Origin of the sequence: Chromobacterium sp. IIBBL 290-4, assembly GCF_024207115.1 — a bacterium.
Classification (GTDB): domain Bacteria; phylum Pseudomonadota; class Gammaproteobacteria; order Burkholderiales; family Chromobacteriaceae; genus Chromobacterium.
This window is the reverse complement of sequence record NZ_CP100128.1, coordinates 3,227,048-3,252,095: the sequence shown is the minus strand read 5'-3', so window position 1 is coordinate 3,252,095 and position 25,048 is coordinate 3,227,048. Positions and strand designations below refer to the sequence as shown.

Genomic DNA, 25,048 nt, shown 5'->3' with positions numbered 1-25,048 from the left:
CAGCCTAGCCCATGGCGGACAGAGCCGCCTTTAGCTTGATCAAGGGAGAACGCAATGGAACACCGCCCCGCCAATGTCGTGAATATCCATGACGCGCCGAGCAAGGACTATCAAGAAGGACAACATTGGGGCGGCAGCTATCAGCCGCTGACGCCGGTTCTGGATCAGCAAAAGGGCCGATTGGGCGTCAACCTGACCCGCCTGCCGCCTGGCCGCGCCGGCTGCCCTTTCCATAGCCACGCGCTGGAAGACGAGGTATTTTACATCCTGTCCGGCCGCGGCCTGTTCCGCTATGGCGACAAGATCTGCGAGGTTGGTCCCGGCGATTGCCTGTCCTGTCCGGCCGGCAGCGGCGTCGCCCATCAACTGGCCAATCCTTTCGACGAAGACCTGGTCTACCTGGGCATGGGCCGCAACGACCCCAACGAAGTCTGCCACTACCCGGACAGCGGCAAGGTGCTGGTACGCAGCCTCGGCCAGGTGGGATATCTGGAAAAAGCGGCGTATATGGATGGCGAGGCGGAGCTGCCCAAGATTTTTTCTATGCACAGAAAGTAATCGGCGTGCCGCTATCCGCCAAACGATTCAGATGGTAGACGGCGGCGCAGCCCTGGCGATGAAGCGTCCAACCTTGTAAATCATTGGCGGAACGCCCGGCCAAGCCGGGCTTCCGCCGAGCCGAGTTGATTTGCCTGGCGCGCGGGCAAGGCCTGCCCACTCTACGCCATATTGCCAACCGGGCCGTAGGGCGGAATCCCGGCTTTCAGCCGGGAGTTCCGCCGAGGTCGTTGCCCAGTTGGTCGGCGGAACGCCCCGAGGGGGCTTCCGCCCTACATGGACTTGAATTGGGCGGCGAAGCTGCGGCTGAGCGGCAGCTTGTCGCCGCCATCCTTCAGCAATACAAAGCTGCGGCCCAACATGTCCTGCTCGATGCCTCGCACCGCCGACAGCCGCACGATCAGTCCACGATGGATTTGCGCGAACAGACGCGGGTCCAGGCGCGAGGCCAGTTCTTTCAAAGGCGTGCGGATCAGCTGGGTTTCGCCATCCAAAGCCAGCTCGGTGTATTTGTCGTTGGCCTTGAAATAGCGCACCTCGTCCACCGAGATCAGTCGCTTGTTATTGCCCAAGCCCGCCGTGATCCAGTTGAGGTACTCCGTTGGCGCTTCCGCGGCTGGCGCCGGAGCGGCGATAGGCGAAGGAGCCATCTGCTGCAAGCGGCTGATGCAGCGCAGCAGCCTGACGTCGTCTATCGGCTTGAGCAGATAGTCCAGCGCCGCCGCGTCGAACGCCTGCAAGGCATATTCATCGTAAGCGGTGACAAACACCACGCGGCAGCCGGCCACGCTGCGCGCCACCGCCATGCCGTCCAGACCCGGCATGCGGATGTCGAGAAACGCAAAGTCCGGCCGCAAGCGATTGATTTCCGCCAGCGCGCTGACGCCGTCATGGGCGACGGCGGCAATGGCCAGTTGCGGCCACAGCCGCGCCAGCGCGGATTGCAAAGCCGCAGCCAGCAGGGGTTCGTCATCGGCGATCAGAGCGGTAGGCATGGACAATTCCGGTTTCAACCATCCCGACATTATGCAATCGGCAAGGCCAACTCCGCCAGCACGCCATGCGGCTCGGCGGGCGATAGCCGCAAACTCGCCGCTCCGCCATACAAGGCCGTCAGCCGATCGCGGATATTGGCGAGGCCTACGCCGCAGGGCGAGGATGCGCCGATGCCGACGCCGGTGTCGCGCACCGACAGGCAAAGCCTGCCGTCGCGCTGTTCCGCGTGGATCTTCAGCTCTCCCCCCGCCACGCAGGGCTCCAGGCCATGCTTGAGCGCGTTCTCCACCAAGGGCTGCAACAGCAAGGGCGGCAATGGCAGCGGCTTCAGCTCCTCGGCAACCTCCACTGCCACCCGCAGCCGCTCGCCCATACGGATGGCGGCGATGTCCAGCAAGGCGCCCACCAGCTCCAATTCCTGCCCCAGCGTGCCCTGGGCATTGCGGCTGCGCGCCAGGCTGGCGCGCAAATAGGTATTCAGGTGTGACAGCATTTTAGACGCGCGCGGCGGATCGATCTCGATCAGGCTTTGCACATTGGCCAGGGTATTGAACAGAAAATGCGGCTCGATCTGCGCCTGCAGCATCGCCAGCTGCGCCGCCGTCTGCGCCTCGCGGCTTTCCGCCTCGCGCCGCTGCGTAGCCTCCAGTTCGCCGGCCAGGGCGCGGGAGCGGAAGTAATAAAGCGACAAGGACATGGCGAACAAGGCGACCAAGGCCACGGCCAGCAGCAAGCGCAGGCCTGCATCCGCCGACCACGATTGCGTCACTTGCGCCAAGACATCGGTCGCGCCCAGCCAGGCCGCCAGCTTGAAGCCTATGGGCACGGCGACCAGCGAGACCAGCAGGTAAATCGCCATCCGCCCCACTGCCCAGCGCTGCAGCAGCTCCGCCATGCCCCAGCAGCAGTAGCCGATTGAAAATGAAATCAGCAGACTGCTCTTCAGCTCCGACCAGCCAAACAGAGCGGTGAAGAACAGCGCGATCGCCAAATTGACGATATTCAGGAAAAAAAGCCCGCGCCCATCTACGGCGAACTTGCCTATTTGCATAGCCGTCTCGCTCATCTACAAGAAGTAATCGAATACCCATTGCCAAACCTGCCGGCCATTGGCCACGCCATACTGCGTCAGCGGCGCGCCGTCGAAACGCTGCCATTGCAGCGCGATATCGCTGGGCCCCAGATGATAGCGGACTTCGGCCCAATTCATGCCGCTGTGATCGATCAGGCTGGCCTGGCGCATCGCCGTCACATCCAGATGATCGATCACAGCGTCTTGCCAGCTGGCGCGCAGCAATGCCGCGCGCTGGGTCAACAGCGCCGTCGAGCTCATCATTTGATAGCGATAAGGGCCATAGAACGGACTTTGCCTGAGCCGGCTCCAATCCGCCGCGTCAGGCGCCGCGCCGTCATATTCGCCTTCCAGCGTCAGGCTGAGCTTGTTTTCGCCCGTCCAGGTCGCGCCCAGGGCCAAGCGGTTGCGCCAGTTCCCATCCGGCGCGCCCAGCCAGCGCCGCCAATCGCTATCCGTTTTTCCGCCCGCCCATTCCACGTAGCCGACGGTGGAATCGCTCAGCACATGGCTGAGATTGAAACCCAGCTGCGGCGAGCCGCCCCGCTGGCGGAACAGCAGCCACTGCGGGTTCCAGCTTTCGGAAAAACGATAGCTGAAGGCCAGCAGCATCCTTTCTCTTGGATTGCTCGCCCCCCAATCCAGGCTCAAGCCGTTGCCGCTGGGCGCATCCGCCAGCTTGGGCGACCAGATGGCGGTCAGCGATGCGGCGTCCCACAGCTTTTGCCAACGCAGCATGGCATTGCCCAGCCGGTTTTCGCGCAAGCTTTCCTGGTCGGCCGACACCACCGAGCGCACCGCGCCCTCGCCCAGAAAATCGGTGGGGTTGTAACCCAACCCCACACCGTAGCGGGTGTTGATCCGGCCGGCATCCACTATATTGTCGCTGCCGAATTCATGGCTGAGATACGCTTCGCGCAGCGTATTGACGCCATGGCTGCGCTCGAGCGAATCGGCAAAGCTTTGGTCCAGCCGATCGGAGAATACCCCGCGCCAATCGGCGCTCAGACGCCCGTCCCAACGGTAGTCTGCCGACAAGCGCTGGGAACCTGGCCGAGAAGGCATCGCCACCGCCGCGGCCTCGAGCAACAGCTTCCAATCGCGCGGTTTTTCCGCGGTGAGATCGGCATGATCGGCCAATTGCAGCGCCGCGGCGTCATCATCCGCCCATGCCGCGGCGGCCAGCAACAGCAAAGGCCAGGCCCAGATCGCTCGCATCGCTTACTCCGCCCGGAATCGCGGCAGGTAATCGCGCTGCAGCCAGGCTTCCGGCACCTCGCGCCAGGCGAAATCGCTATTGCGCATCACTGTCACCCACTTGGGGTTGAGCCCGTCTATGATCACGGTCTCGGTGGGACGCTCCTGCCCCAATACCTGTTGATAGCCGCGGTAGTAGGCGGTTTTCAGCAGACTGCCACTTTCGGAATAAAACCTGGCCTTGCGGCTGCGGTAGCCATTGACGTCCAGCCATAGCTCGATGGCGTGGTAGGTGACGCTGCCGTTGCGCGCCGCCAGCTTCAGCTTGTAGCAGCGGCGCGTTTGGCGGTCGCCGTCCTGAATATCCTCTTCGCCCTCCAACTTGGCCGCATAGTCCAGCGCCAGGTTCACCGTCATCACGTCGCCATTGGACGCCTGGCCCAGCAGGCGCTGCTGCGGCGAGATCGGCACGCTGGCCTTGCTGGCCGGGTCGTAAAACCATAAATCGTTGCCATTCTTCAGCATCAGCTTGCCGGCGTCGCGCGCCGGGCTGACGAAACGAATCAGGCTGCGATACTGGCCGCTGCTGGCGTCGGCGCGGGAATACACCGCCAGCGAATTGCGCTCATTTTCCTTGCCGTCCTTATATCCCACCAGCGACACCATCACGCCGAAAGGCTTGCCTGGATTGCGCACCGCGTCGCTCGCGGCCAGTATCTGCTGCGCATCGGGCGCGGCCTGAGCCAGCTGGCTCAACAAAGCCAGGGCGGCGGCTGTCATCATTGCTTTCATTTTTATCTCCTCAGGCGTGGCGCAAGGCATCGACGATCACGGCGCGGGCGGCGCGGCGGGCCGGCCACCAGGCGGACACGGCGGCCATCAGCCCCAGGCCCAGCACGGTATTGCCTATCAAGCGCCCCTCGCCCCACAAGCTGACATAGATGGGCGACGGGTCCACTTGTCCTGGCGGCAGCCAGGTCAGGCCGGCATGATTGATCAGCCAGGCGAAGATCAAGCCGGAGAGCACGCCCAGCGCGCTGCCGGCCACGCCCAGCATCACGCCCTCGCACAGGAACATGCGCTGGATGCCGCGGCGGCGCAGACCCATGGCGCGCAAGGTGCCGATTTCCACCGTGCGCTCCAGCACCACCATATTCATGGTATTGGCGATGGTGAACAGCGCCACGCAGCCAATCAACACCGACAAAAATCCAAAAATGGTGCCGAACATGCCGGTAATCTGGCCGTATTGCGGCTGCAGTTGGGTAAAGTCGTACACCACCAGCGGCTGATCCTTCAAGGAAGCGGCGAACAGCTGATTCAACCGCGCCTTGGCCGCCGGGATCTGGCTGGTATGCCGCAGCTGCAAGGAGATAGCGGTGACCCGCGGCGGTTCAGCGCCGTACACCAGCTTTTGCGCCGCTGCCAGATGCATGCTGATGAACATATCGTCCAGCTGCTTGACGCCCATGCTCTTCACCTTGGCCACCTGCAGCTTGGCGACATTGGGCGCGCCGCCGGCGCTGGCGGCCAGCAGTTCCAGGCTGCGATCAGCGACCGGTTTCGGCGCGGCGTCGGCCAGGGCCTGAATATCGGCCGGCATGTCCGGCTTGTTTTTATCGGTGGCCGCGGCAGGCCGGCCCGCGCAATCCGCCTCTTTGCCGCTTTCGCACAGTTGCAACACTCGGGCAAGGCCCTTGCCTATCACCACGCTGTCCTGGCTGGTGCCGGTCAGCGCCGAAGGTTTGCTCTTGTCCTCGAAGTGGTAGTCATTCCACTGCCGCAACTGGTTCTGCCCCGCCACGTCCACGCCGGAGGCGAACACGGTGCGCGAGGCGCCGGCGGCGTAATGGCCGGCGATGCCGCCCAAGGACAGCGAGGGTGTGACCACGGTCAGCATGGGCTTCAGCACCGGATCATTTGCCACCGTTCGCATGACTCGCTGGTAATCGCGGATGGCGTAGGCCGCCGGATTGCCGTCGCCGTAGTTGAAGTAATCGCGCTGCTGGATTTCCAGATGGCCGTCGGCGCGGACCATGCTGGTCTGCAGGCCATATTCCACGGTGCGGTTATAGCCGCCGAACAACAGCAAGGCGGTCACGCCCACCACCATGGTGCCCAAGGTGGCGATGGTGCGGCGGCGATTGCGCAACAGATTGCGCCAAGCCAGTTTCACGGTGCTCATGCCATCTCCTTTTGCGCGGGATGCGCCGCGCGGGCCACTCGGCCGTCGCGGACTTGATAATGATCGTCGGCGGCGGCGATCACTTGCGGATCATGCGAGGAAAACACCACCGTCAGCTGATATTCGCGCTGCAGGGCGCGCAGCAAGGACAAGATCGCGCCGCCGGTCTGGCTGTCCAGATTGGCGGTCGGCTCATCGGCCAGCACCAGCGACGGCCGATGCGCCAAGGCGCGCGCGATGGCTACCCGTTGGCGCTGGCCGCCGGATAACTGGCCCGGGCGCTGCCTGGCCTTGTCGGCCAGCCCCACGGCATCCAGCAACTCCATCACCCTGCCCTTGCGCTCGCTTGCCGGCAGCTTGGCCAACAGCAATGGGTACTCGACGTTCTCATAGGCCGACAGCACCGGCAGCAGATTGAAATTCTGGAAGATGAAGCCGATATGCCGGGCGCGGAAATCGCTCAAGGCATCATCCTTGAGCTGGGTGATGTCCTGCCCGGCGATGGCGATGCTGCCCTTATCCGGCCGGTCTATGCCGCCGATCAGATTCAACAAGGTGGTCTTGCCGCTGCCGGATGGCCCCGCCAGCACGGTAAAGCAGGCCGGGCGAATCGCCAGCTCTACCTCCAGCAGGGCGGGAACCGTCACCTGGTCCAGCCGATAATGCTTGTCTACGCCATGCGCTTCTACGCTCCACATCATGTGTCCCTTCGCTCAGGATTGATGAACAGAATGTAAACCCCAACACCGATTACAACACCGTCATGCGACAGAACGCATCCAGCCGGCGCGAAATGCAAGCAGACGGCGCGAAATGCGCGGCATCGACAGCCGCTTGCGGCAGGCGTAGCATGAAACCATGACTCCAGCATGGAATAGGTGCGCAGATGACGTCTGAAAAAATCCCGGAAGACAGCCCCGCCAACGAACTCCAGCCCCCCAACACGCCGGCCAAGCCGCGCCGCCCATCGGCCCGCGCCCGCAATGTGGCGCGCGTGCACGACGAATCGGTGGAAATCATCCAGCACACCAGCCAGCAGCCGATGGCGCTGCAAGTGGCCACGGCGCCGCATGGCAGCGACGAAGACAGCAACAGCGCCGAACTGCCTGGCAGCTATCCTTACGCCGCCCGGATGCGCCGCGCCGACTACGAGCGGCAAAAACAGGAATTGCAGATCGAGCTGCTGAAAGTGCAAAGCTGGGTCAAGGAAACCGGGCAGAAAATCGTCATACTGTTCGAAGGCCGCGACGCCGCCGGCAAGGGCGGCACCATCAAGCGCTATATGGAACACCTCAATCCGCGCGGCGCGCGCGTGGTGGCGCTGGAGAAACCCAGCGAGCAGGAACGCAGCCAATGGTATTTCCAGCGCTATATCGCCCACCTGCCCAGCGCCGGCGAAATCGTTTTTTTCGACCGCTCCTGGTACAACCGCGCCGGGGTGGAGCGGGTGATGGGCTTCTGCAACGCGCACGAATACCTGGAATTCATGCGCCAGACCCCGCAGCTGGAGCGCATGCTGGTCAATAGCGGCGTCAAGCTGTTCAAGTTCTGGTTCTCGGTCAGCCGCGAAGAACAACTGCGCCGCTTCATCTCCCGCCGCGACGATCCGCTCAAGCACTGGAAGCTGTCGCCCATCGACATCCAGTCGCTGGACAAATGGGACGACTACACCGCCGCCAAACAAGCGATGTTCTTCCACACCCACACCGGCGACGCGCCGTGGACGGTGGTGAAATCCGACGACAAGAAACGCGCCCGCCTGGGCTGCATCCGCCACTTCCTGTCCCAATTGGACTATCCCGGCAAGGATGCCCGCGTCGCGCGCGGGCCGGACCCGCTGATCGTCGGCAGCCCGGACGATATGCTGGGCGCGGAAGAGCAAGACAAGCTGGCCTTCTGAAGCCTTGCCGGCAGATGGGGGCTCTCTTGCCGGCGCAGTCAAAGCCGTCGCATGACGCGGCGGCTGGCTGTTGCCAGGCGAGACGAGGCCTGGGGACAGAACCCGCGCCGTCCAGGGCGCGATCGATCAAACGATGCCGAGCTGGTCTGCGGCCATGTCGCTTGTACCCTGTCCTTTATGATGGAACCGGTTATTTCTCACAGCCTTGTTGTTTGTCATTGTCAAAACCCATGACATAATCCATTTTCATCGGCATTCAGCCGACCCAGCCAGACAAAGACAGCACACGCAGATGATTCGCCTACTACGATTTGCACGCTCAGCCTCCTCATGTTCCGTTCTTTGGACGGCGCCTTCGTTCAAGCGTCTACATCTGCCGCGCCTCGGCGCCAGCCTGCTTGGAACGGCCGTCCTGTCCGCGGCTTTGTCTCTTGCCCCGCGCGCGCAAGCCGAGCCTCAGGAGACGCTGACCGTCGCCGGCAATATCGTCAAATTCACCGACGCATCGAATAAAAGCTATGTGCTGACCTGGTCCGATCTGGACAAGTTGCCGCGCCACGCCATCACCACCGCCACGGAATGGACGCCCAAAGGCACCTTCGAGGGGCCGCTCTTGCGCGATGTGCTGGCAAAAGCGGGCGCCAAAGGCCAGAAAATCAAGCTTTACGCGGAGGACGATTACAACGTCACCATTCCCGCATCCGATCTGGACCGCTACAACGTCATCCTGGCCAATCGCTGGAACGGCAAGCCCATGCGCCGGGAAGACTATGGCCCGTTCTGGCTGATGTACCCCTTGCCGAGCATGAGCGAGTCCGAGGTCAGCGGCGTCTTCATTTCCAAGCTGATCTGGCAAGTCTTCAGGATAGAAATCCGATGAGCCCAGGGAAGAGCCCGGCTAAGGGCGCCGCCTCATTCCTGAACGCGATGCGCCGCAGGCTATTCGACCTGGAGCGCTTTTTCGTCGCCTTTTCCCTGGCCGCCACGCTGCTGATCTCCTGGGCGCTCTATACCGCGGTAATCCAAAGACCCATCAACAGCAAGCCATCCGAGCTCTACTGGATGGTGACGCAGATGCAATTGACGCTGAACCGCCTGGAAATGGATGCCTGGCGCTACCGGGCCGGCCAGATATCGCAGGAGGATGTCGACAAGAGCTACGCGATCGCGGCCAGCAAGTACCGCATGTACTCGCACCCCTCTATCTCCCAAAACGCCCTGTCCAAGCTCGCGGGCTTCCCGGAACTCAGCCAGGAATTGAACGTTCTGTTCCAGCGCCCCCCAAGACAATGGAGCCAGCAGGACGCGCTGCAATTATCCAAAGACCTCGCCAAGCTTCGCCCCATGCTGGCGGAGTTCGCGGGCGAAGCCCGGCATCAGGAAAACAGCGACCTGGTGAATCAGATCGCCATGCTGAAAAAGCATCAGACCATGTATCTGCTCGGCCTGGTGTTCTGGCTGGTATTCCTGACCATCTTCTGGGTCGTGCTGCACCGCCTCGGCGAACTGAAGCGGCAAGCCGAGCGCCAAAAGCAGTTGTTCGAGAGAGAACAAGCCGCGCGCGAGGCGCTGGTGCAAACCGAACTGGCGCGCGACACCTTTCTCGCCACCATCAGCCATGAAATCCGCTCGCCGCTGCAAAGCATCCAGACCTGCGTGGAATTGCTGGAGTACAGCATTCCCCCCGAGACGGCGCATTACAATTACCTCACTCGCCTGAAACGCAGCACCGACCACCTGCTGACCCAGGTGCGCGACATCATGGATGTCGCCGCCCTGAAAAACCATAGGCTGGCATTGGAGCCTTCGCGAACCGACATGAAGGCGCTGGCGGAAGAAATGGAGCAAGCGCACCGCGGCAACGCCGAAGCCAAAGGCCTGCGCTTCTTCGTCAATTGCGGCGAGCTCCCTGTCCTGTGGCTGGATAGCGGCCGGCTGCGGCAAATCATCTGGAACCTGCTGACCAACGCCATCCGCTATACCGACCACGGCAGCATCCGGCTCAGCATCCGCTATCAATCGCCGCTGCTGCACATCGCCATAGAAGACACCGGCGTCGGCATCGCCGACGACATCAAGACCCAGCTCTTTCGCCCCTTTGCCAGAGGCAAGAACCGCCGCCCCGGCAGCAGCGGGCTAGGACTGGCCATCGTCCATGAACTGGTGACCTTGTTCGGCGGCCGCATCCAGGTGGAGAGCGAGGCCGGCGTGGGCACCTGTTTCCGCTTGCAGCTGCCGGCGCAACCGGTCACGGCGGAAGGCGCGTCCAACGCCGTCACCCCGCCTTGCATCCTGCTGCTGGACGACGACGATCAGATCCGGGAGTCATACCACGCCCTGCTCGAATCCAAGGGCTACAAAGTGGAGACCCTGGCCACGGTGCCCGATGCGATCGAACACGTTCAAACCGAGAAGTACGATCTGCTGCTGCTGGACTTGCAAGTCGGCAGCGCCAGCGGCTATGAAGTGGCCGAAGCGGCGCTGCAATCGCCGCACAACCGGCTGACGCCAGTGGTAGGCATGACCGCCTTCCGCCAAGAATTCAGCGACTCCCGGCAAACCTTGCTATTCGGCAAGCTGGAGAAGCCGTTCAACTTCGGTCAACTGCAACGCTATCTGCCATCCTTCGGCCAAATCTCCGCGGCCAACCGCCCGGAAGCCTTCCCCAGCCGATAAGCAGCCTCCAGCCTTCCCCGTGCGCCAGGCCCGCGGCGTCCGCTTGCGCGGCGCGGGCCCATGCCGTCGGCAGCCATCGCCGGCTTCAGCAAAAGGCAAAATTCACCTCATTCTCATTTGGATTCCCTTTATAATCGAATCCAAATTCGTCAAAATGCCAACATAATTGCCGTTCGCCTTTCCCTTCGCCCTCTCTAGCGGGAGCGAACGTTCATCCAGCCTTGCAGGAAACCGCATGAATAGCGCACCACAACGATGGGGCCGCCTGAGCACCCGCATCATTCTCGTCGCCGCCAGCGCCATTACCTTGGCTTTCGCCGTGATGATCGCGCTGATCGCCCGGCTCAACTATGAATCGGCCAAGCAGACCGGCTACCAACTCGCCGCCGAGCAAGCCAGCAGCTACGCGCGCAATGCCGAGAACATGCTGAACCTGTCTTTCGACCTGCCCCGCCGCCTGGCGGACGCGGCGCTGGCGCAAAAACGAAGCGGCCGCGCAGACCGCAAGCTGGCGGTGGACACCGCGCTGGAAATGCTGGCGCGCGCGCCGCAATCGCTTACTCTATGGATGCTGTGGGAACCCAACGCCTTCGACGGCAACGACAACGCCTACCGGCTGGACTGGCCCCACCACGATCCCAGCGGCCGCTTCACCCCCTATGTGATCCGCGACGCGCAAGGCCAGCCGGTGCAAGACGCGCTGATGCTGGACGCCACGGTCAAAACCTTCCCGCAATTCCGCGAACACCCGGAAACCTTCCAGCCCGACTATGAAAAGCCGGGCTGGGGCAATTTCTACTATCAGCCCAAGCAGCGCGGCCGCGACACGGTGACCGAGCCCTATAGCGACGAAGACCAAAGCGGCAAGAAGATTCTGGAAACCTCGCTGGTGACCGTGATCCGCGACGCGGCCGGCAAGATGCTGGGCGCGGCCGGCACCGACCTGGCGCTAGGCCAATTGCAGAAAGACTTCGGCCAGATCCGCATCAGCGAAACCGGCTATATCCGCATCCTGTCCGAAGGCGGCACCTATGTCGTCAATCCGGATGCCAGCAAGCTGGGCAAGCCGGTGGCCAGCGACGATACCCTCGCCTCCCGCCTGTCCGCCATCCGCGGCGGCGAGAGCTTTGTCTACGAGGACGGCGGCTTCACCCACTTCTTCCATCCCATCAAAGTCGGCGACAGCGGCCAATTCTGGACGCTGGGCGTCAGCATCCCCACTTCGGCCATCACCGGCGAGGCGCGCAAAGCCATGCTGGCCGCCATCGGCATCGGCGCGGTGGCCTTGGTCCTGATCCTGATTCTGCTCACTGCCGTCACCCGCGCGCTGACTCAGCCGCTGAACCGCCTGGCCGACACCATGGAACAGCTGGCCTCAGGCGGCGGCGACCTGACCGTGCGCATCGCCATCGCCAACCGCGACGAAATCGGCCGCACCGCCCACGCTTTCAACCACCTGATAGACAGCCTGCGCCAGATGTTCATCCATGTGCGCGAGCAAAGCCGCCAGGTTTCCGCCGCCGCGGCCAGCCTCAGCGGCGCGGCCGGCCAGGTGCATGACGCCTCGTCCCGCCAATCGGACGCCGCCAGCGCCTGCGCGGCCAGCGTGGAAGAAGTGACGGTGGGCGTGCAGCATATCGCCTCCACCGCGCAGGAAGCGGGCGAGATCGCCGGCGACACCGGCCGCCAAACCGCCTCCGGCGCGCAGATGGTCAGCCAGGTCACCGATGAGATCCGCCAGGTGATGGACAATATGCATGCCTTGGCCGAACGCGTGGCCGGACTGGGCGCGCGTTCGGAAGAAGTGTCCACCATCGTCGGCGTGATCAAGGACATCGCCGACCAGACCAATCTGCTGGCGCTGAACGCCGCCATCGAGGCCGCGCGCGCCGGCGAACTCGGCCGCGGCTTCGCCGTGGTGGCCGACGAAGTGCGCAAGCTGGCTGGCCGCACCACCGAGGCCACCGTGGAAATCGCCCGCATCGTCGAGGCCATCGGCGGCGAAACCCAACAAGTGGTCGGCGAGGTGCAGCGCGGCAGCCGCCAGGTGGATCAGAGCGTCGCCATCGCCGAGCAAGCCAACCGAGCCATCCTGGAAGTCAATGAGCGCAGCAGCCAATTGGCGGCCAGCATCATCGACATCGCCGCCGCCACCCGCGAACAATCCAGCGCCAGCGTGGAAATCGCGCAGAACGTGGAGCGCATCAGCTCGATGGCCCAAGCCAACAGCCAGGTGGTGGGCGACGTCAGCGCCTCGGTCACGCAGCTGCGCGAACTGGCGGCCGATCTGGAGCAACTGGTCGGCCACTTCAAGCTGTAAAGCCTAGCGTCCGGCCAGCCAGGCGGCGGCAAGCTCCATCAGAGCGCCGCCGCCTTGCTCATCCCGCGCTGGCTTTTCGCCCGGCGCGAGCGCGCGCCATCATCAGTCCGTCAGGTCAACCTTGTAACGCCGCAGCCAGGCGTCCAGCCCCAGGGCCATCTCCAGGCCGGCGCGCTCCGGCGCGGCGCTGATGCGGCCGAAGGGGCGGTCCAGCAAAGCCCGCGCCGCGCCCAGATCCAGCAAAGGCAATACCGGCGAGGCGGCGTCATCCAGCACCGCGCGCAGCGCCGTCCGCAAGCTGCGCTCGTAAGCGGGGTCCTGCGTCGCCGGATAGGGGCTCTTCACTCGCTGGGCTATGGAGTCCGGCAAGGCGTCCCGGCAGGCGGCGCGCAACAGGCTCTTCTCGCGGCCGTCGAAGGTCTTCATGCTCCACGGCGCGTTGAACACATACTCCACCAGGCGGTGATCGCAGAACGGCACTCGCACCTCCAGCCCCACCGCCATGCTCATCCTGTCCTTGCGGTCCAGCAGCGTCTGGACGAAGCGCGTCAGATGCAGATAGCCGATCTCGCGCATGCGCCGCTCCTGGGGGGAATCGGATGCCAGGCGCGGCGACTCGGCCAGCGCCTCGGCGTAGCTGTCGCGGCGGAAGGCTGGCAGCTCCAGCTTGGCGAGCCAGGCGGCGTCGAATAGCGATTTGCCGTCAAAATAACTGGCGATGCTGCGGTGAAGCCAAGGAAAGTCGTCGTTCGCCACCACCTCGGCGTCATGAAACCAGCGATAGCCGCCGAATACCTCGTCCGCGGACTCGCCGGATAGCGCGACGGTGGAGCGCGTTCGCACCGCCTCGAACAATTTATACAGCGAGGGCCACATATCGCCCCAGTTGGCGGGCGGCAGGTCCAAGGCCTCCAGCACCGCGTTCCGCAGTTCCGGATCCGCCATCGCCCCGCTGTCCAAAAGAATCTCCTCATGATTGGTGCCGGCGAAGGCCGCCAGATCCCGCACAAAGGGCGCGTCAGGCGAACCGCGCAGATGATCGGCGACAAAGGCCACGCCATTCGGGACGAAGTCCACGGAGAAGGAGCGCACCGGCCCCAGGCCCTGGACCGCCAGCTTGCGCGCGGCGAGCGAGGTGATCGCCGATGAATCCAAGCCGCCGGACAACAGCGTGCAGAGCGGCACATCGGCGATGATCTGCCGGGAGACGATATCATCCAGCAGCTCGCGCACGGTGCGTATGGTGGTGTCCAGACTGTCGGTATGCTCGCGCGCCTGCAACTGCCAATAGCGGCGCTTATGCACCCCGGACCTATCCACCATGACCACCTGGCCCGGCCTCACCTCATACATGCCGTCGAACACGGCGGCCTCCGGGGTCTTCACATTTTCGAACAGCTCGCGCAGCCCCGCCGCGCTCACCCGGCGGCGGGCTTCAGGGTGAGCCAGGATAGCCTTGGGTTCGGAGCCGAACAGCACCCCATCCGCCGTCGGATAGTAGTACAGCGGCTTGACCCCCATCCGGTCGCGGATCAGAAACAACTGTTCGCGCCGGCTATCCCACAAGGCGAAGGCATACATGCCGTTCAGACGCACGGTGAGATCTTCGCCCCATTGCAGGTAGGCCTTGAGCACCACCTCGGTGTCGCTGCGGGTGCGGAACACATGGCCCAGCCCCTGCAATTCGCGCCGCAGCTCCAGAAAGTTGTATACCTCGCCGGTGTAAACCAGACAGGCCAGCGTCCTGCCATCCTCCTCGGCCAGCATAGGCTGGCGTCCGCCTTCCAGGTCAATGATGGCCAGCCGCCTGTGCCCCAGGGCCGCATGCTTGTCCAGCCAAACGCCCTCGTCGTCAGGTCCGCGCCGGCGCATCGTCCGCGTCATCCGCTCCGCCAGTTCGCGCTCGCCAAGCAAGTCGCGCTGGTAACTCACCCATCCTGCTATGCCGCACATGTCCGCTCTCCTGTGGTGGGTTGGCGGCCGCCCGCTGGAAGCCGCCTATTGGTTGGAAAATATTCCAACTCCCTCGCCAAAATGCAAAGAGCATTGACCGTAATCAAGCGGCAAAGCACAGTAAAACTGGCCTTTAGACTGGGAATGAAAACAGCCGCGCGAGGCGGCTGCGGCGACAAGCGTCAAGAAACGGCAATCAGCTTGGCTGACGGCAACTCTTGTCCGGCGCTTGATAATGGCGATTCACGTCTATGGGCGCGGCCATGGGCGTCGACCAGGTCTGCTCGTGCAGCGCGGCGATGCGCTGCGCCATTGTTTCATTGCGCAGCACCACTTCCAGATTGCGCGATTTGTCCAGATATCCGCCGCTCCAATTGCTGGTGCCCACCCAGGCGATCTTGCCGTCTATGGTCATGGTCTTGGTGTGGATCACGCGGGCGAAGGGAATGCAGGCGCCGTCGCGCGGCACAGTAACCACCCGCAGCTCCATGCCGGGCAGCACGGCCAGGCTTTTCAGGTAGTCGACGCCGGGCGCCTCCAGATTCCAGTCCGACACCATCAGCTTGACCTTCACGCCGCGCGCCAGAGCCGAGCGGATGGCGTTGTCGAACAGCGGATAGTAGTTGCGCGGCTTGCCATAGCTCAGCGGCACATAATCCAGCAATTGCACCCGCACCTCTTGCTTGGCCTCGGCCATCAGCCGCGGCAGCGCCTCTTCCGAATCGCCGACGCCATCGGGGTTGTAGGCGTTGGGGCTGGCCAACAGCACGGCGGGCTGCGACAGATCGGCCTTTTGCTCAGCCTTGCGCAAGGGAGGCGCCTTGGCGCCGGCGGCCAGCGCAGCCTGGGCGGCCCAATCCTGCTCGAAAATGGCCTGCATCTTGCCGGCCATCGCGGCGTCCGCCACTTTCAGGCCAGTTTCATGGATGTGCTGCAAGGAGCGCCAGTCGAAATTCTGGCTGCCGACATAGGCCGTCTGGCCGTCCACCACGATGAATTTGGCGTGGATGATGCCGTTGCCGGTCAGCTGGTTGTAGTCGAGCTGGCGATATTCCAGATTAGGCGTCCGCTTCAGTTTTTCGATGGTGGCCGGCTCGCTGGCGAACATGCCTTTCTTCTCCATCAAAAAGCGGATTTTCACCCCGCGCCGTCCCGCCGCCGCCAGGCTGTCCATCACCTGCTCCAGCTTACTGCCGTCTTGCCCCGCCACATAGAACTGCTCCAGCACGATCTCGCGCTTGGCCGAGGCAAACAGCTCGCTCCATACCGTGGCCGGATCGCGCAGATCCGGCGTGTCGATGCCGGCATGCTGCGGCGCGGTGTGCACCAGCTCGAAGCCGGGAATGGCGAACTCAGCATGGGCCAAAGAGGCGGACAACATCAGGGCTAAAGGCCAGCAGCGGCGCAGCATGGCGGCATCCTTCGCAAAAGGCGCGATGATGACATAATCATGTTAAGGAAGTGTGTATCCAGATAGACGATGGCCACCCCAAGGGCGGCCATTCTAGGAGAGTCTCAACGCAGCGACAGCAGCGCCAGCACCCGGTAGCGGCTGATGCCCAGCAAGGCCGGCACCAATTGCTGCAGCGGCGCGAAATCGCCGCGCTGATTCAGCCTGGCGTTGAAATCGCTGACGAAGGCGTCGGCCCAACTGGGCTCGTCCACCCTGGACAATTGCGCGATGGATTGCCGCGCTTCGTCTATCGCGTGGTCGATGGCGCCGCGGGTTTGCTGCAGCCGGGCAATCGCCCTCAGCACGTCCTGCAGCGTCATCCTCACCTGGGCATGGTCGTCGACCTGCCAGCGCGCCGCGTCCAATGCCGGGGCCTCCGCCTCCAGCGGCAGCCGTTGCGGCACGCCGCCGGCGAAACGCACGCCGCCGCCGCGCACGGTCAAGCTGGCTTGCAGCGCCGGCCAATCCTGTTCGCCGCAACTGAAGCCCAGCCGTCCATGATCATCCAGTTCGCAGCGGATGCCGGCCGGGCCCAAAGCCTGGTTCAAACGGCGCAAAATCTCGCCGCGGCCGGCGCCTTCGCCGACGCTGACGGCGGCCGGCGGATTGCCCGCGCCATCGGCGAACACCAAGGTTTCCGGCGCGCCCTGGGTCAGGCTGTCCAGATCCAGGCCGCGCACGGTGAAGCGCTGCCGCGACGGCGCCCCCAGGCTCAGCCGCAGCTGGCCATCCAGGCTGTCCAGGCTGTCTTGCTGCCGGCGTTGCCAGGATTGCGCCAGTTCGTCGCGCTGAGCGCTCAAGCCATCCGCGTCCAGACGGCGCTGGCTCAGTTGCTGGCTGAGCGCGCTCTTGAAGCTTTCCAGCTGGCTGAGCATGTCGTCGACAAAGCCGCGCGAACACTGCGCGGCGCTGAGTTGTTCGTTGAGCTGGGTGCTGTAACGCCAGCCCGATGCGCCGCCAGCCGACGGCCTGGCGCTGGCCAGCGCCGGGCGGGCCGCCGAATCGGAACGGCCGCTTGCCGGCGCGATGACCGCGCCGTCCCGGCTCCAGCCGCGCTCCCGGCTGGATGGGTTGATCGACCCCAAAGTGCTCGCCATCTCAGCCTCAGATCACATCGAACAAGGTCAGCTGGCTGACCTTGCCATAGGCTTTCTGGCTGGCCTGCAGCGCCATGGACATGGTGTTCATGTCCATGAAGGCGGTGCCGTAATCCAGGCTGCCCAATTCCAGCATGCTCTGCTGATTGGCCAGGCTGACGCTGTCATGATTGCCGTCCAGCGTCTTCAGCACGTTCTGCGCGCCGCCCAGCTCGGAAATGGTGCCGCTGACATTGCTCAGCGCCGCGTCCACGCCGTCCATCACGCCGCGGAAGGTCGCGCCGACGGCGGGATCCTTGCTGTCCAGCTTGGGGTCCTGCATGGCCGCGATGGCCTTGTCCAGCTGATTGAGCAGCGGGGCCAGCGCCTCCACGGTCACATTGGATGCCTGGGTCACGCCTTCGCCCACTGTCATCAGCTGCTTATCCTGATTGCCGTTGAAACGGTAGCGGCTGCCTTCCGGCTGCTTGGCGTCGTAAACAATGGACTGGCTGTTCACCGCGCTGCCGGAAAACAGATAGCGGCCTTCGCTGTCCTGGGTGTTGGCCGCGTACAGAATGCTGTCGCGCAGGCTGATCAGCGGCGCGGCCATGGCCTTGATGTCCTCGGCCGGCGGCTGGTTGGCCGCGGCCACCAGCAGGTCGCGCGCATCGCGCAGATTGGCGCTGACGCCGTCGAGCAGGGTTTCGTTTTTGCTCAGCTGCGACTTGAGCGCGCCGATATTGTCGCGGTACTGCGCCAAGGACGCCTCTTCGCGTTGCAGGCGCAGCAGGCGCACGCTGGCGATCGGGTTTTCCGACGGCGCCAGCATGCTCTTGCCGCTGGACATTTTCTGCAGCAGCTCGGACATGCCGGCGCTGCTGTTCTGCATGGCGAGCAGAACCACGGACTGATACTGATTGCTGGAGATGCGCATGCTTGTCCTTACAGGATGGCCAACGTGCTTTCAAACAGCTGGTTGGCCACCGAAATCACTTTCATATTGGCCTGGAACATTTTCTGGAATTCGATCAGGTTCACCGCCTCTTCGTCGCGATTGACGCCGGCGCTGCTCTGCCAGTTTTTTTCCGCTTCGGCGCGGATCACGCCGGAGGTGTCCAGCGCGGATTTGTTTTGCTGGCTGGCGATGGCCAGGTGGCCGATCATCTGCGAATACGCGTCGCCCAGCGTCACCTGGCCGATGCCGGCCAGCGGCAGCGTCTGCTGCTTGAGAGCGATCAATTGCTGCAGATTGTCGTTATTGCCCGGCTTGTCCTTGTCGCCTGAAAATCCCAGATCGGCCGCCTGCAGGCCCGTGGTCTGCAGCAGGCCGTGCGCCGCGCCGGCGTCGAACACGAACAAAGGCTTGCCCGGCTGGCCCTTCATATCGAAGCCCTTGGCCAGCTGCGTATTGACCTTGTTCGCCAGCTCGCCGGCCAGCGTCCGCACTTGATCGATGACCGGGCGCAGCATATCGGTTTCGAACTGGTTGAGCCCGCCCAGCTGGCCGCCCAGCTGGCCGCCTTGCATGGTGTACTTTTCGGTGCCGAAGGCCAGCTTCAGCTGCTGGCTGCCGTCCGGCTGCGTTTCGCTCGACAGCGTGGCCACGCTGTCGCCCGCCACCAGCGGCAGGCCGTTGGTCAGCGTCACATTCTTGCCGCCATCCGGCTGCGCCACGACGCGCACCTCGACCAAGGAGGCCAGTTGGTCGATCTGGCGGTCGCGCTCGTCCTCAAGGCCGGAAGTATTGATGCCCTGGGCGCGGGCGGCGATCAGCTTCTCATTGAGCTTGCCGAGATTGGCCGCCGCGCTGTTCATCTGCGTCAGCGTGGCGTTGCGCTGCTCGGCGATGGCCGCCAGCTGCGAGGTGAGCACGCCATGCAGATTGTTGAAGCGCTGCGCCAGCGCGCCGGCCTCGCGCACCACCTGGTCGCGCATGGTGTTGGAATCCAGGCTGGCAGCGTTGAGCGCGGCGAAGAACTTGTCGAAACCCACCGACAAGCTGGAGCCCTGGCTGCCCATCACCTGTTCCAGCTGGCTGAAATACGGACGCGCCGCCGACTGCTCGCCCAGTTGCGACCCGGCCTGCCATTGCAGCAGGTTCTTGTAGTCGTCGCTGAAGCGGCGCACCTCGGCCACGTTGACGCCATAGCCGGCGCTGTTGGGATCGCCGGTTCCCGGCAATTGGGTGGCGAACACCACGCCCTGGCGCGAATAGCCCGGCGTTTTCAGGTTGGCGATATTCTGGCTGGCCGTGTTGAGCGCGACCTGGGCGGCCTGCGTTCCGGTCAGCGCGTTATTGATCATGCGCATGGCGGGCGGTCATCACTTATTCAAGGGAAACATCGGGGCGGAGAAAGCCGACAAGCCTTGTCCGGCGGCGCGCCCCTGCTCTACTTGGGCGACGGCGGCGTCCAGCGTCTTAACGGGAATATTGCCATCGCGCGGCAGCAGCTGGTTCAGGATCACCCGCGCGATGCCGAAGGTCTGCCGCGAGGCCAGCTGGTCGGCCAGCGCGCCGTCGGCCAGGTCGAGCATGTCGCCGTTGACCGACTTGGCGAACACGCTGTCCTCGCCCGCCACTTCGCGCGTGGTTTTGCGCATCTGCTTGAACATCTCGCGGATGAACTGGGCCTCGAACATCTCAGCCGCCTTCTGGGCCTTCTGGCGGTATTCGGCGCTGGCCGGCGCCACCGCGCCCTCGAAAGCCGGGCTATCGTTGCGGGACTGCAAGTCGTTGTTCAGCACCGAAGTTCCTTTGTCAAAGTCTTGAAATCCAAAATATGAAAACAGGCCATAAATAAATAGAGTGATATCGACGAGCCATATCCCCATCAGCGCAAGCCGTCTCCAAAGCCATCCCAAGGTTTTAAGACGCCGGTTGTTCGACGCGGCGCGACCTTTGCGCGCCGCTAGTTCCGGCGGCTCCTTGGGAATGGCTTTGGCGACGGGGTTTCGCAGCGCGGCGGGGCGGCCTGGGTTCATCCCTGCGTGCGAATCTTCGATTCGCTCAGCGATGGGGCTGGCCGCTCAGCCCCTTGACCCGCCGGCCGGGCGGGCCCGGCACTCAAATATCGTCCGCCTAGCGGACTCAAAAATTCACTAGAATCCCCCGCAAACCTGAGTCAGTAGCTTCAAATAAGACAGGGTTGCCTGACCATTTAAATAACAATCAACTCGCCATCGATGGCCCCGGCCTGATCCAACGCCTGCAAGATGGCCATCACGTCGTCCGGCGACGCGCCGGTGCGGTTCACCGCGTCGATGATGGCGCGCAGGCTGGCGCCGGCCGGCCACTTGAACATCTGGCCCTTGCCCTGCTGCACATCCACATTCGAGTTAGGCACCACCTTGGTATCGCCATTGCTGAACGGCCCCGGCTGGCTGACCTGCGAGGTTTCGGAAATCACCACTCGCAAGCTGCCGTGCGAAACGGCCGCCGGGCGCACGGTGACGCCTTCGCTGATCACCACGGTGCCGGTGCGCGAATTGAACACCACGCGCGGAATTTCCGGCCCGACGCTGACATTGAGCTTTTCCAGCCGGGCGACAAAGGCCACCCGCTCGGTCGGGTCCAGCGGCGCCCTCACCTCGATGGTGGTGGCGTTGCGGGTGCTGGCGATCTTGCCGTAGCTGCGGTTGATGGCGCCCACCACATTGGTGGCGGTTTCGAAACTGGGCCGCCGCAGGCTGAGGCGTATGCTGTCGCCCTGCTCGAAATCGCTGGGAATTTCGCGCTCTATGCTGCCGCCGTTGGGAATGCGCCCGGCCGTCGGCGTGTTGATGGTGACGCTGGAGCCGCTCTTGCCCTGAGCCGAGACGCCGCCCACCACCACGCTGCCCTGGGCCAACGCGTACACTTCGCCGTTGGCCGCTTTCAGCTGGGTGAGCAGTAGCGTGCCGCCGCGCAGGCTTTTGGCGTCGCCCAGCGACGACACCGTCACGTCTATGGTCTGGCCGCGGCTGTAGCCAGGCGGCAGGCTGGCGCTGACCATCACCGCCGCCACATTCTTGACGCGGGTGTCGGTCTTCTCCGGCATCTTCAGGCCGAACTGCTTGAGCATATTGGCGACGGACTGGCCGGAAAATTTCACCTGCGAGTTGTCGCCGGTGCCATCCAGACCCACCACAATGCCGTAGCCTATCAATTGGTTGTCGCGTATGCCTTCCACATTGACCAGCTGGCGCAGCGGCTGGGCGGCGGCCGCAAACGACAAAACCGCCAGGCAGGCGGCGGCGATCAAGCGTTGAATCGAGTTGAATCTCATTGCGAACCCTAGAACGGCATCCATGGACTGCTGAAAAAGCGCATCAGCCAGCCGGGGGCATTGGCGTCGGCCAGCGCGCCGCTGCCGGTGTAGCCGATGCGCGCGTTGGCGATGCGCTGCGAGGACACGCGATTGTCGGTGTCGATGTCTTCCACCCGCACATAGCCGGTGAGCTTGAGCATTTCCTCGCCCTGATTGATCGCCAGCTGCTTCTCGCCCTTCACTTGCAGCAGGCCGTTAGCCAGCACCCGATGCACCACCACGGTCAGCGAGCCGGCCAGCGCGTTTTGCTGGGTGGAGGTGGATGAGCCGTTGAAGTCGCGATTGGCGTCTATGCCCAGCTGGGCATTGAAAGTGGTGTTGCCGATCAGCGACGGGGCCACTTTGGCACCGGCCTTCTTGCCGAAGCTGGTGCCGGCCTGCTTGCTGGCCTGGGTGGTTTCTTCCAGCGTCACCGTCAAAATATCGCCGGGACGGAAGGCGCGGCTGTCCGAAGTCAGCGCCTGCACGCCGGCCGGCGTGAACACGCCGCCGCCGCGCGGCGCCTGGCTTTGCTGCTGCATCAGTTCCGGCAGCGGGTCCGGCTCCGGCGCAGGGGGCTGGATCTGGGCGCAGCCCGCCGCCAACAAAGCCAGCGCAGGAAGAAGCTTGGCCGCGCTCATCGCACCGACTGGCCCAGCTGCTGCAGCATATTGTCGGCCGCGGTCAGCACCTTGGTGTTCATCTCGTAAGTGCGCTGCGCCGCGATCATGTCCACCATTTCTTCCACCACCTGCACATTGGAGCCTTCCAGGCTGCCCTGCTTGAGCTTGCCCAGCGCGTCGCTGCCCGGATTGCCGGTAGTGGGGTTGCCGCTGGCGGCGGTTTCCTGGAACAGGTTGTCGCCCAGCGCCAGCAAGCCGGTGGGGTTGATGAAGTTGGCCAAGGTGATCTGCCCGATAGTGGTGGGCGCGCCGCCGCCGCTCTCGGTCACCGACACCACGCCGGTTTCGCTGATGGAGACCTTGGTCGCAGTGGGCGGAATGGTGATTTCCGGCTCCAGCGGCAGGCCCTGGGCGTTGACCAGCTGGCCGTTGGGGCCCGGCTGCAACTGGCCGGCGCGGGTGTAACCGGTTTCGCCGTTGCTCATTTTCACTTGCAGAAAGCCCTGGCCGACAATGGCCAGGTCCAGCGACTGGCCGGTAGTGGTGAGATTGCCCTCGGTGAACACCTTCTGGCTGCCCACCAGCCGGGTGCCGTTGCCCAGCTGCACGCCGGACGGCGAAACATTATTGTCGTCCACCTTGCTGCCTGGCTGCTTGTCCACTTGGTAGAACAAGTCCTCGAACACCATGCGGTCGCGCTTGAAGCCGGTGGTGTTGACGTTGGCCAGGTTGTTGGCGATGGCCGTCAGGCGCGCGTCTTGCGCCTGAATGCCGGTTTTGCTGATCCACAGAGCCGGATTCATCGAATTCCCCTATCAGCCGCGCACCAGGCGGTTGCCCGCCTCGTTCATATCGCTGGCGGCGTTGAACAGTTTCATCTGCATTTCAAAATTGCGGTTGAGCGCCATCACCGACACCATCTCCTCCACCGCAGAGACATTGCTGCGCTCCAGATGGCCGCTTTGCACCCGCACGCTGTCGTCGGCCGCCAGGCTGCCGCCCTGGCGGGCCACGATCAGCCCCTCGGGGCTCTTGGCCAGTTCGCGCGCGTCGGGCTTCACCAGCTTGAGCTTGTCCACCTGCTGCATTTCGACATCGCCGGGATTGAGCACCGACACCATGCCGTCGGCCGCCAGCGCCACTTTGAGATAGCCCTCGGGCAGGCGGATGGGGCCGCCGTCGCCCAGCACCGGGTGGTTGTTGACCGTCAGCGTGCCGTCGGCGGCCACGGTCATGGCGCCGGAGCGGGTATAGGCCTCGGAACCGTCCGGCGCGGCGATGGCGAGAAAACCGTCGCCCTGCAGCGCGACATCCAGCTCGCGGCCGGTTTCCACCACGGTGCCGTTGCGGGTGTCCAGCACCGTCGGCGCGTTCTTGCTCAGCAAGCGCGCGTCGTAGCCGTAGCCCGGCACCTGCTGGCTGACGGCGGCGTCGATGTCGGCGCGGAAGCCGCCGGTTTCGGCATTGGCCAGGTTGTTGGCGTGAATCTGCTGCGATTTGAGCAGACGGTCGGCGCCGCTCATCGCGGTATAGATCAGCGCGTCCATCGCCTTACACCGCCTGCATCAAGGCTTGCATCGCCTGGTTTTCGGCGGAAATGACCTTGGTGTTGGCCTGATAGTTGCGCTGCGCCGTCATCAGGTTGACCAGCTCCGAAGTCATGTCGACGTTGGATTGCTCCAGGGACGATGTCACCAGCTTGCCGGCCATGCTGCTGCCGGCCACCGAAAACAACGGCGTGCCGGACTCGCCGGTTTCCTGCCAGCTGGTCTGCGACATCGCCGACAGGCCGTTCTCATTGGCGAAGTTGGCGATGGCGAGCTGCGCCACCACTTGTTTTTGGTCATTGCTGTAGCTGACGATGACTTCGCCCTTCTCGCCCAGGCTGACGCCGGTGCGCACGCCGGGCGGATAGCCGTTGCCGGCGTTGCGGCTGGTGCTGGCCTCGCCGGCGAACTGGGTGGTGCCTGCATAGTCCAGCGCCAGCTTCAACGGCGAAGCGCCGCCGGGCGTGCCCAAATCCAGATTGACCGCCGCGGCCGGCTGGGTCAGCTTGCCATTGGCGTCGAACTTGAGGTCGGTCGTCGTCGCCAGACTGTTGCCGTCCAGCGTGTAATGCACCGTCACCGTGCTGTCCGCGCTCTTGCAGAAATACTGCGTCAGGCTGTGTTTGTTGCCCAGCGAGTCGAACACCGTGGAGACGTTGGAGTGATTGAAAGTCTGGGCCAGATTCTTGTCGAAAGCCGCGGTCTGGGTTGTCCAGCCGGCCGACATATTGCCGGTGTATTGCAGCTGGTCGGTCGGCTTGGCCGGGATGTTGCCGGTTGGAATCTGGATATCGCCCAAGGCGCCCAAAGCGCCGTTTTCATTGCGGGCGTAACCGAGCACGCGGCCGTCGTGGTCGTTCACCAGATAGCCGTCTTTGTCGGTATTGAAAATGCCGACGCGGGTATAGCTGATCATGCCGGCCGGGCTGCGAGTGGCGAAAAAGCCCTTGCCGTCGATGGCGGCGTCCAGCGCGCGGCCGGTATTCACCACGCCGCCGCTGCGGCCCATGCTCTGGCTATTGGCATTGGCGCTGACGCCCATGGCCTGGCTGCCGGCATAGGCGGAAGCGAAGGTCACCCGGCCGGACTTGAAGCCGTGGGTGCCGGAGTTGGCGATATTGTCGCTTATGCTGCCCAATTGGCTGTTGACCGCGTTAATGCCGGACAAGGCGATTTCGAAACTCATCAAAGCTCTCCGTACGG

22 protein-coding genes are annotated in these 25,048 nt (G+C 63.8%); 5 read left to right on the top strand and 17 right to left on the bottom strand.

The annotated features are described in order from the left end of the window. Positions 1 to 54 precede the first annotated feature (54 nt). Positions 55 to 558, top strand: a complete 504-nt coding sequence (locus tag NKT35_RS15245; RefSeq protein ID WP_254294458.1) for a cupin domain-containing protein — start codon at positions 55 to 57, stop codon at positions 556 to 558. A 272-nt stretch (positions 559 to 830) separates the two neighbouring features. Here NKT35_RS15245 and NKT35_RS15240 read toward each other — a convergent pair whose 3' ends face one another. Genes NKT35_RS15240 through NKT35_RS15215 form a run of 6 tightly spaced genes read right to left on the bottom strand, consistent with a single transcriptional unit; the run spans position 831 to position 6,709 of the window. Next, positions 831 to 1,553: a LytR/AlgR family response regulator transcription factor gene (locus tag NKT35_RS15240; protein ID WP_254294457.1), complete on the bottom strand. Its 723-nt coding sequence runs from the start codon at positions 1,551 to 1,553 to the stop codon at positions 831 to 833. A 29-nt stretch (positions 1,554 to 1,582) separates the two neighbouring features. Beyond that, on the bottom strand, positions 1,583 to 2,605 hold the full coding sequence (locus NKT35_RS15235) for a sensor histidine kinase (protein WP_254294455.1): 1,023 nt from the start codon (positions 2,603 to 2,605) through the stop codon (positions 1,583 to 1,585). 15 nt (positions 2,606 to 2,620) lie between these two features. After that, positions 2,621 to 3,844, bottom strand: coding sequence for a hypothetical protein (locus NKT35_RS15230; RefSeq protein WP_254294453.1), 1,224 nt, complete (start codon positions 3,842 to 3,844; stop codon positions 2,621 to 2,623). A 3-nt stretch (positions 3,845 to 3,847) separates the two neighbouring features. Beyond that, on the bottom strand, positions 3,848 to 4,615 hold the full coding sequence (locus NKT35_RS15225) for an outer membrane lipoprotein-sorting protein (RefSeq protein WP_254294451.1): 768 nt from the start codon (positions 4,613 to 4,615) through the stop codon (positions 3,848 to 3,850). A 10-nt stretch (positions 4,616 to 4,625) separates the two neighbouring features. After that, entirely contained in the window at positions 4,626 to 6,008 is a 1,383-nt protein-coding gene (locus NKT35_RS15220; protein ID WP_254294449.1) for an ABC transporter permease, read from the bottom strand. Then, positions 6,005 to 6,709: an ABC transporter ATP-binding protein gene (locus NKT35_RS15215; RefSeq protein ID WP_254294447.1), complete on the bottom strand. Its 705-nt coding sequence runs from the start codon at positions 6,707 to 6,709 to the stop codon at positions 6,005 to 6,007. Before NKT35_RS15215 ends, NKT35_RS15220 begins: the two co-directional genes overlap by 4 nt. A gap of 341 nt (positions 6,710 to 7,050) precedes the next feature. Here NKT35_RS15215 and ppk2 point away from each other — a divergent pair, with 341 nt between their 5' ends. From ppk2 to NKT35_RS15195, 4 genes are all read left to right on the top strand, one after another. Then, on the top strand, positions 7,051 to 7,908 hold the full coding sequence (gene ppk2 / locus NKT35_RS15210) for a polyphosphate kinase 2 (protein WP_254301398.1): 858 nt from the start codon (positions 7,051 to 7,053) through the stop codon (positions 7,906 to 7,908). A 424-nt stretch (positions 7,909 to 8,332) separates the two neighbouring features. Continuing rightward, the gene (locus tag NKT35_RS15205; RefSeq protein ID WP_254294446.1) at positions 8,333 to 8,788 is read left to right on the top strand and encodes a putative pterin-binding protein; all 456 of its coding nucleotides are present in this window, start codon (positions 8,333 to 8,335) and stop codon (positions 8,786 to 8,788) included. Further along, complete coding sequence (locus NKT35_RS15200; protein ID WP_254294444.1) at positions 8,785 to 10,584, top strand: ATP-binding response regulator; 1,800 nt, start codon at positions 8,785 to 8,787, stop codon at positions 10,582 to 10,584. The genes NKT35_RS15205 and NKT35_RS15200 overlap by 4 nt, the downstream gene beginning before the upstream one ends. A gap of 235 nt (positions 10,585 to 10,819) precedes the next feature. Beyond that, complete coding sequence (locus tag NKT35_RS15195; protein WP_254294442.1) at positions 10,820 to 12,904, top strand: methyl-accepting chemotaxis protein; 2,085 nt, start codon at positions 10,820 to 10,822, stop codon at positions 12,902 to 12,904. Between the two features lie 102 nt (positions 12,905 to 13,006). Here NKT35_RS15195 and asnB read toward each other — a convergent pair whose 3' ends face one another. From asnB to NKT35_RS15140, 11 genes are all read right to left on the bottom strand, one after another. After that, entirely contained in the window at positions 13,007 to 14,857 is a 1,851-nt protein-coding gene (gene asnB / locus NKT35_RS15190; RefSeq protein ID WP_254294440.1) for an asparagine synthase (glutamine-hydrolyzing), read from the bottom strand. A 196-nt stretch (positions 14,858 to 15,053) separates the two neighbouring features. After that, positions 15,054 to 16,268: a phospholipase D-like domain-containing protein gene (locus NKT35_RS15185; protein WP_254294438.1), complete on the bottom strand. Its 1,215-nt coding sequence runs from the start codon at positions 16,266 to 16,268 to the stop codon at positions 15,054 to 15,056. A gap of 104 nt (positions 16,269 to 16,372) precedes the next feature. Next, positions 16,373 to 17,407 (bottom strand): hypothetical protein, encoded by a 1,035-nt coding sequence (locus NKT35_RS15180; protein ID WP_254294437.1) that lies wholly within the window; start codon positions 17,405 to 17,407, stop codon positions 16,373 to 16,375. Between the two features lie 7 nt (positions 17,408 to 17,414). Beyond that, a complete protein-coding gene (gene flgL / locus NKT35_RS15175; RefSeq protein ID WP_254294435.1) occupies positions 17,415 to 18,323 on the bottom strand; it encodes a flagellar hook-associated protein FlgL in 909 nt (302 codons plus the stop codon). Between the two features lie 8 nt (positions 18,324 to 18,331). Continuing rightward, positions 18,332 to 19,699 (bottom strand): flagellar hook-associated protein FlgK, encoded by a 1,368-nt coding sequence (flgK, locus tag NKT35_RS15170; RefSeq protein WP_254294433.1) that lies wholly within the window; start codon positions 19,697 to 19,699, stop codon positions 18,332 to 18,334. A gap of 12 nt (positions 19,700 to 19,711) precedes the next feature. Next, positions 19,712 to 20,134, bottom strand: a complete 423-nt coding sequence (locus tag NKT35_RS15165; protein ID WP_254294431.1) for a rod-binding protein — start codon at positions 20,132 to 20,134, stop codon at positions 19,712 to 19,714. 413 nt (positions 20,135 to 20,547) lie between these two features. Beyond that, positions 20,548 to 21,654: a flagellar basal body P-ring protein FlgI gene (locus NKT35_RS15160; RefSeq protein WP_254294429.1), complete on the bottom strand. Its 1,107-nt coding sequence runs from the start codon at positions 21,652 to 21,654 to the stop codon at positions 20,548 to 20,550. Positions 21,655 to 21,662: 8 nt separating this feature from the next. Then, the gene (flgH, locus tag NKT35_RS15155) at positions 21,663 to 22,316 is read right to left on the bottom strand and encodes a flagellar basal body L-ring protein FlgH (RefSeq protein WP_254294427.1); all 654 of its coding nucleotides are present in this window, start codon (positions 22,314 to 22,316) and stop codon (positions 21,663 to 21,665) included. Further along, positions 22,313 to 23,101: a flagellar basal-body rod protein FlgG gene (gene flgG / locus NKT35_RS15150; RefSeq protein WP_254294425.1), complete on the bottom strand. Its 789-nt coding sequence runs from the start codon at positions 23,099 to 23,101 to the stop codon at positions 22,313 to 22,315. The genes flgH and flgG overlap by 4 nt, the downstream gene beginning before the upstream one ends. Before the next feature lie 12 nt (positions 23,102 to 23,113). After that, a complete protein-coding gene (locus NKT35_RS15145) occupies positions 23,114 to 23,845 on the bottom strand; it encodes a flagellar basal body rod protein FlgF (protein WP_254294423.1) in 732 nt (243 codons plus the stop codon). Between the two features lie 4 nt (positions 23,846 to 23,849). After that, complete coding sequence (locus NKT35_RS15140) at positions 23,850 to 25,031, bottom strand: flagellar hook protein FlgE (RefSeq protein ID WP_254294421.1); 1,182 nt, start codon at positions 25,029 to 25,031, stop codon at positions 23,850 to 23,852. Between the last annotated feature and the right edge of the window lie 17 nt (positions 25,032 to 25,048).

Excerpts from the sequence above, each read along its gene's own strand:
- NKT35_RS15245 (WP_254294458.1), top strand. The coding sequence starts at position 55 with ATGGAACACCGCCCCGCCAATGTCGTGAATATCCATGACGCGCCGAGC.
- NKT35_RS15240 (WP_254294457.1), bottom strand. The coding sequence starts at position 1,553 with ATGCCTACCGCTCTGATCGCCGATGACGAACCCCTGCTGGCTGCGGCT.
- NKT35_RS15235 (WP_254294455.1), bottom strand. The coding sequence starts at position 2,605 with ATGCAAATAGGCAAGTTCGCCGTAGATGGGCGCGGGCTTTTTTTCCTG.
- NKT35_RS15230 (WP_254294453.1), bottom strand. The coding sequence starts at position 3,844 with ATGCGAGCGATCTGGGCCTGGCCTTTGCTGTTGCTGGCCGCCGCGGCA.
- NKT35_RS15225 (WP_254294451.1), bottom strand. The coding sequence starts at position 4,615 with ATGAAAGCAATGATGACAGCCGCCGCCCTGGCTTTGTTGAGCCAGCTG.
- NKT35_RS15220 (WP_254294449.1), bottom strand. The coding sequence starts at position 6,008 with ATGAGCACCGTGAAACTGGCTTGGCGCAATCTGTTGCGCAATCGCCGC.
- NKT35_RS15215 (WP_254294447.1), bottom strand. The coding sequence starts at position 6,709 with ATGATGTGGAGCGTAGAAGCGCATGGCGTAGACAAGCATTATCGGCTG.
- ppk2 (WP_254301398.1), top strand. The coding sequence starts at position 7,051 with ATGGCGCTGCAAGTGGCCACGGCGCCGCATGGCAGCGACGAAGACAGC.
- NKT35_RS15200 (WP_254294444.1), top strand. The coding sequence starts at position 8,785 with ATGAGCCCAGGGAAGAGCCCGGCTAAGGGCGCCGCCTCATTCCTGAAC.
- NKT35_RS15195 (WP_254294442.1), top strand. The coding sequence starts at position 10,820 with ATGAATAGCGCACCACAACGATGGGGCCGCCTGAGCACCCGCATCATT.
- asnB (WP_254294440.1), bottom strand. The coding sequence starts at position 14,857 with ATGTGCGGCATAGCAGGATGGGTGAGTTACCAGCGCGACTTGCTTGGC.
- NKT35_RS15185 (WP_254294438.1), bottom strand. The coding sequence starts at position 16,268 with ATGCTGCGCCGCTGCTGGCCTTTAGCCCTGATGTTGTCCGCCTCTTTG.
- NKT35_RS15180 (WP_254294437.1), bottom strand. The coding sequence starts at position 17,407 with ATGGCGAGCACTTTGGGGTCGATCAACCCATCCAGCCGGGAGCGCGGC.
- flgL (WP_254294435.1), bottom strand. The coding sequence starts at position 18,323 with ATGCGCATCTCCAGCAATCAGTATCAGTCCGTGGTTCTGCTCGCCATG.
- flgK (WP_254294433.1), bottom strand. The coding sequence starts at position 19,699 with ATGCGCATGATCAATAACGCGCTGACCGGAACGCAGGCCGCCCAGGTC.
- NKT35_RS15160 (WP_254294429.1), bottom strand. The coding sequence starts at position 21,654 with ATGAGATTCAACTCGATTCAACGCTTGATCGCCGCCGCCTGCCTGGCG.
- flgH (WP_254294427.1), bottom strand. The coding sequence starts at position 22,316 with ATGAGCGCGGCCAAGCTTCTTCCTGCGCTGGCTTTGTTGGCGGCGGGC.
- flgG (WP_254294425.1), bottom strand. The coding sequence starts at position 23,101 with ATGAATCCGGCTCTGTGGATCAGCAAAACCGGCATTCAGGCGCAAGAC.
- NKT35_RS15145 (WP_254294423.1), bottom strand. The coding sequence starts at position 23,845 with ATGGACGCGCTGATCTATACCGCGATGAGCGGCGCCGACCGTCTGCTC.
- NKT35_RS15140 (WP_254294421.1), bottom strand. The coding sequence starts at position 25,031 with ATGAGTTTCGAAATCGCCTTGTCCGGCATTAACGCGGTCAACAGCCAA.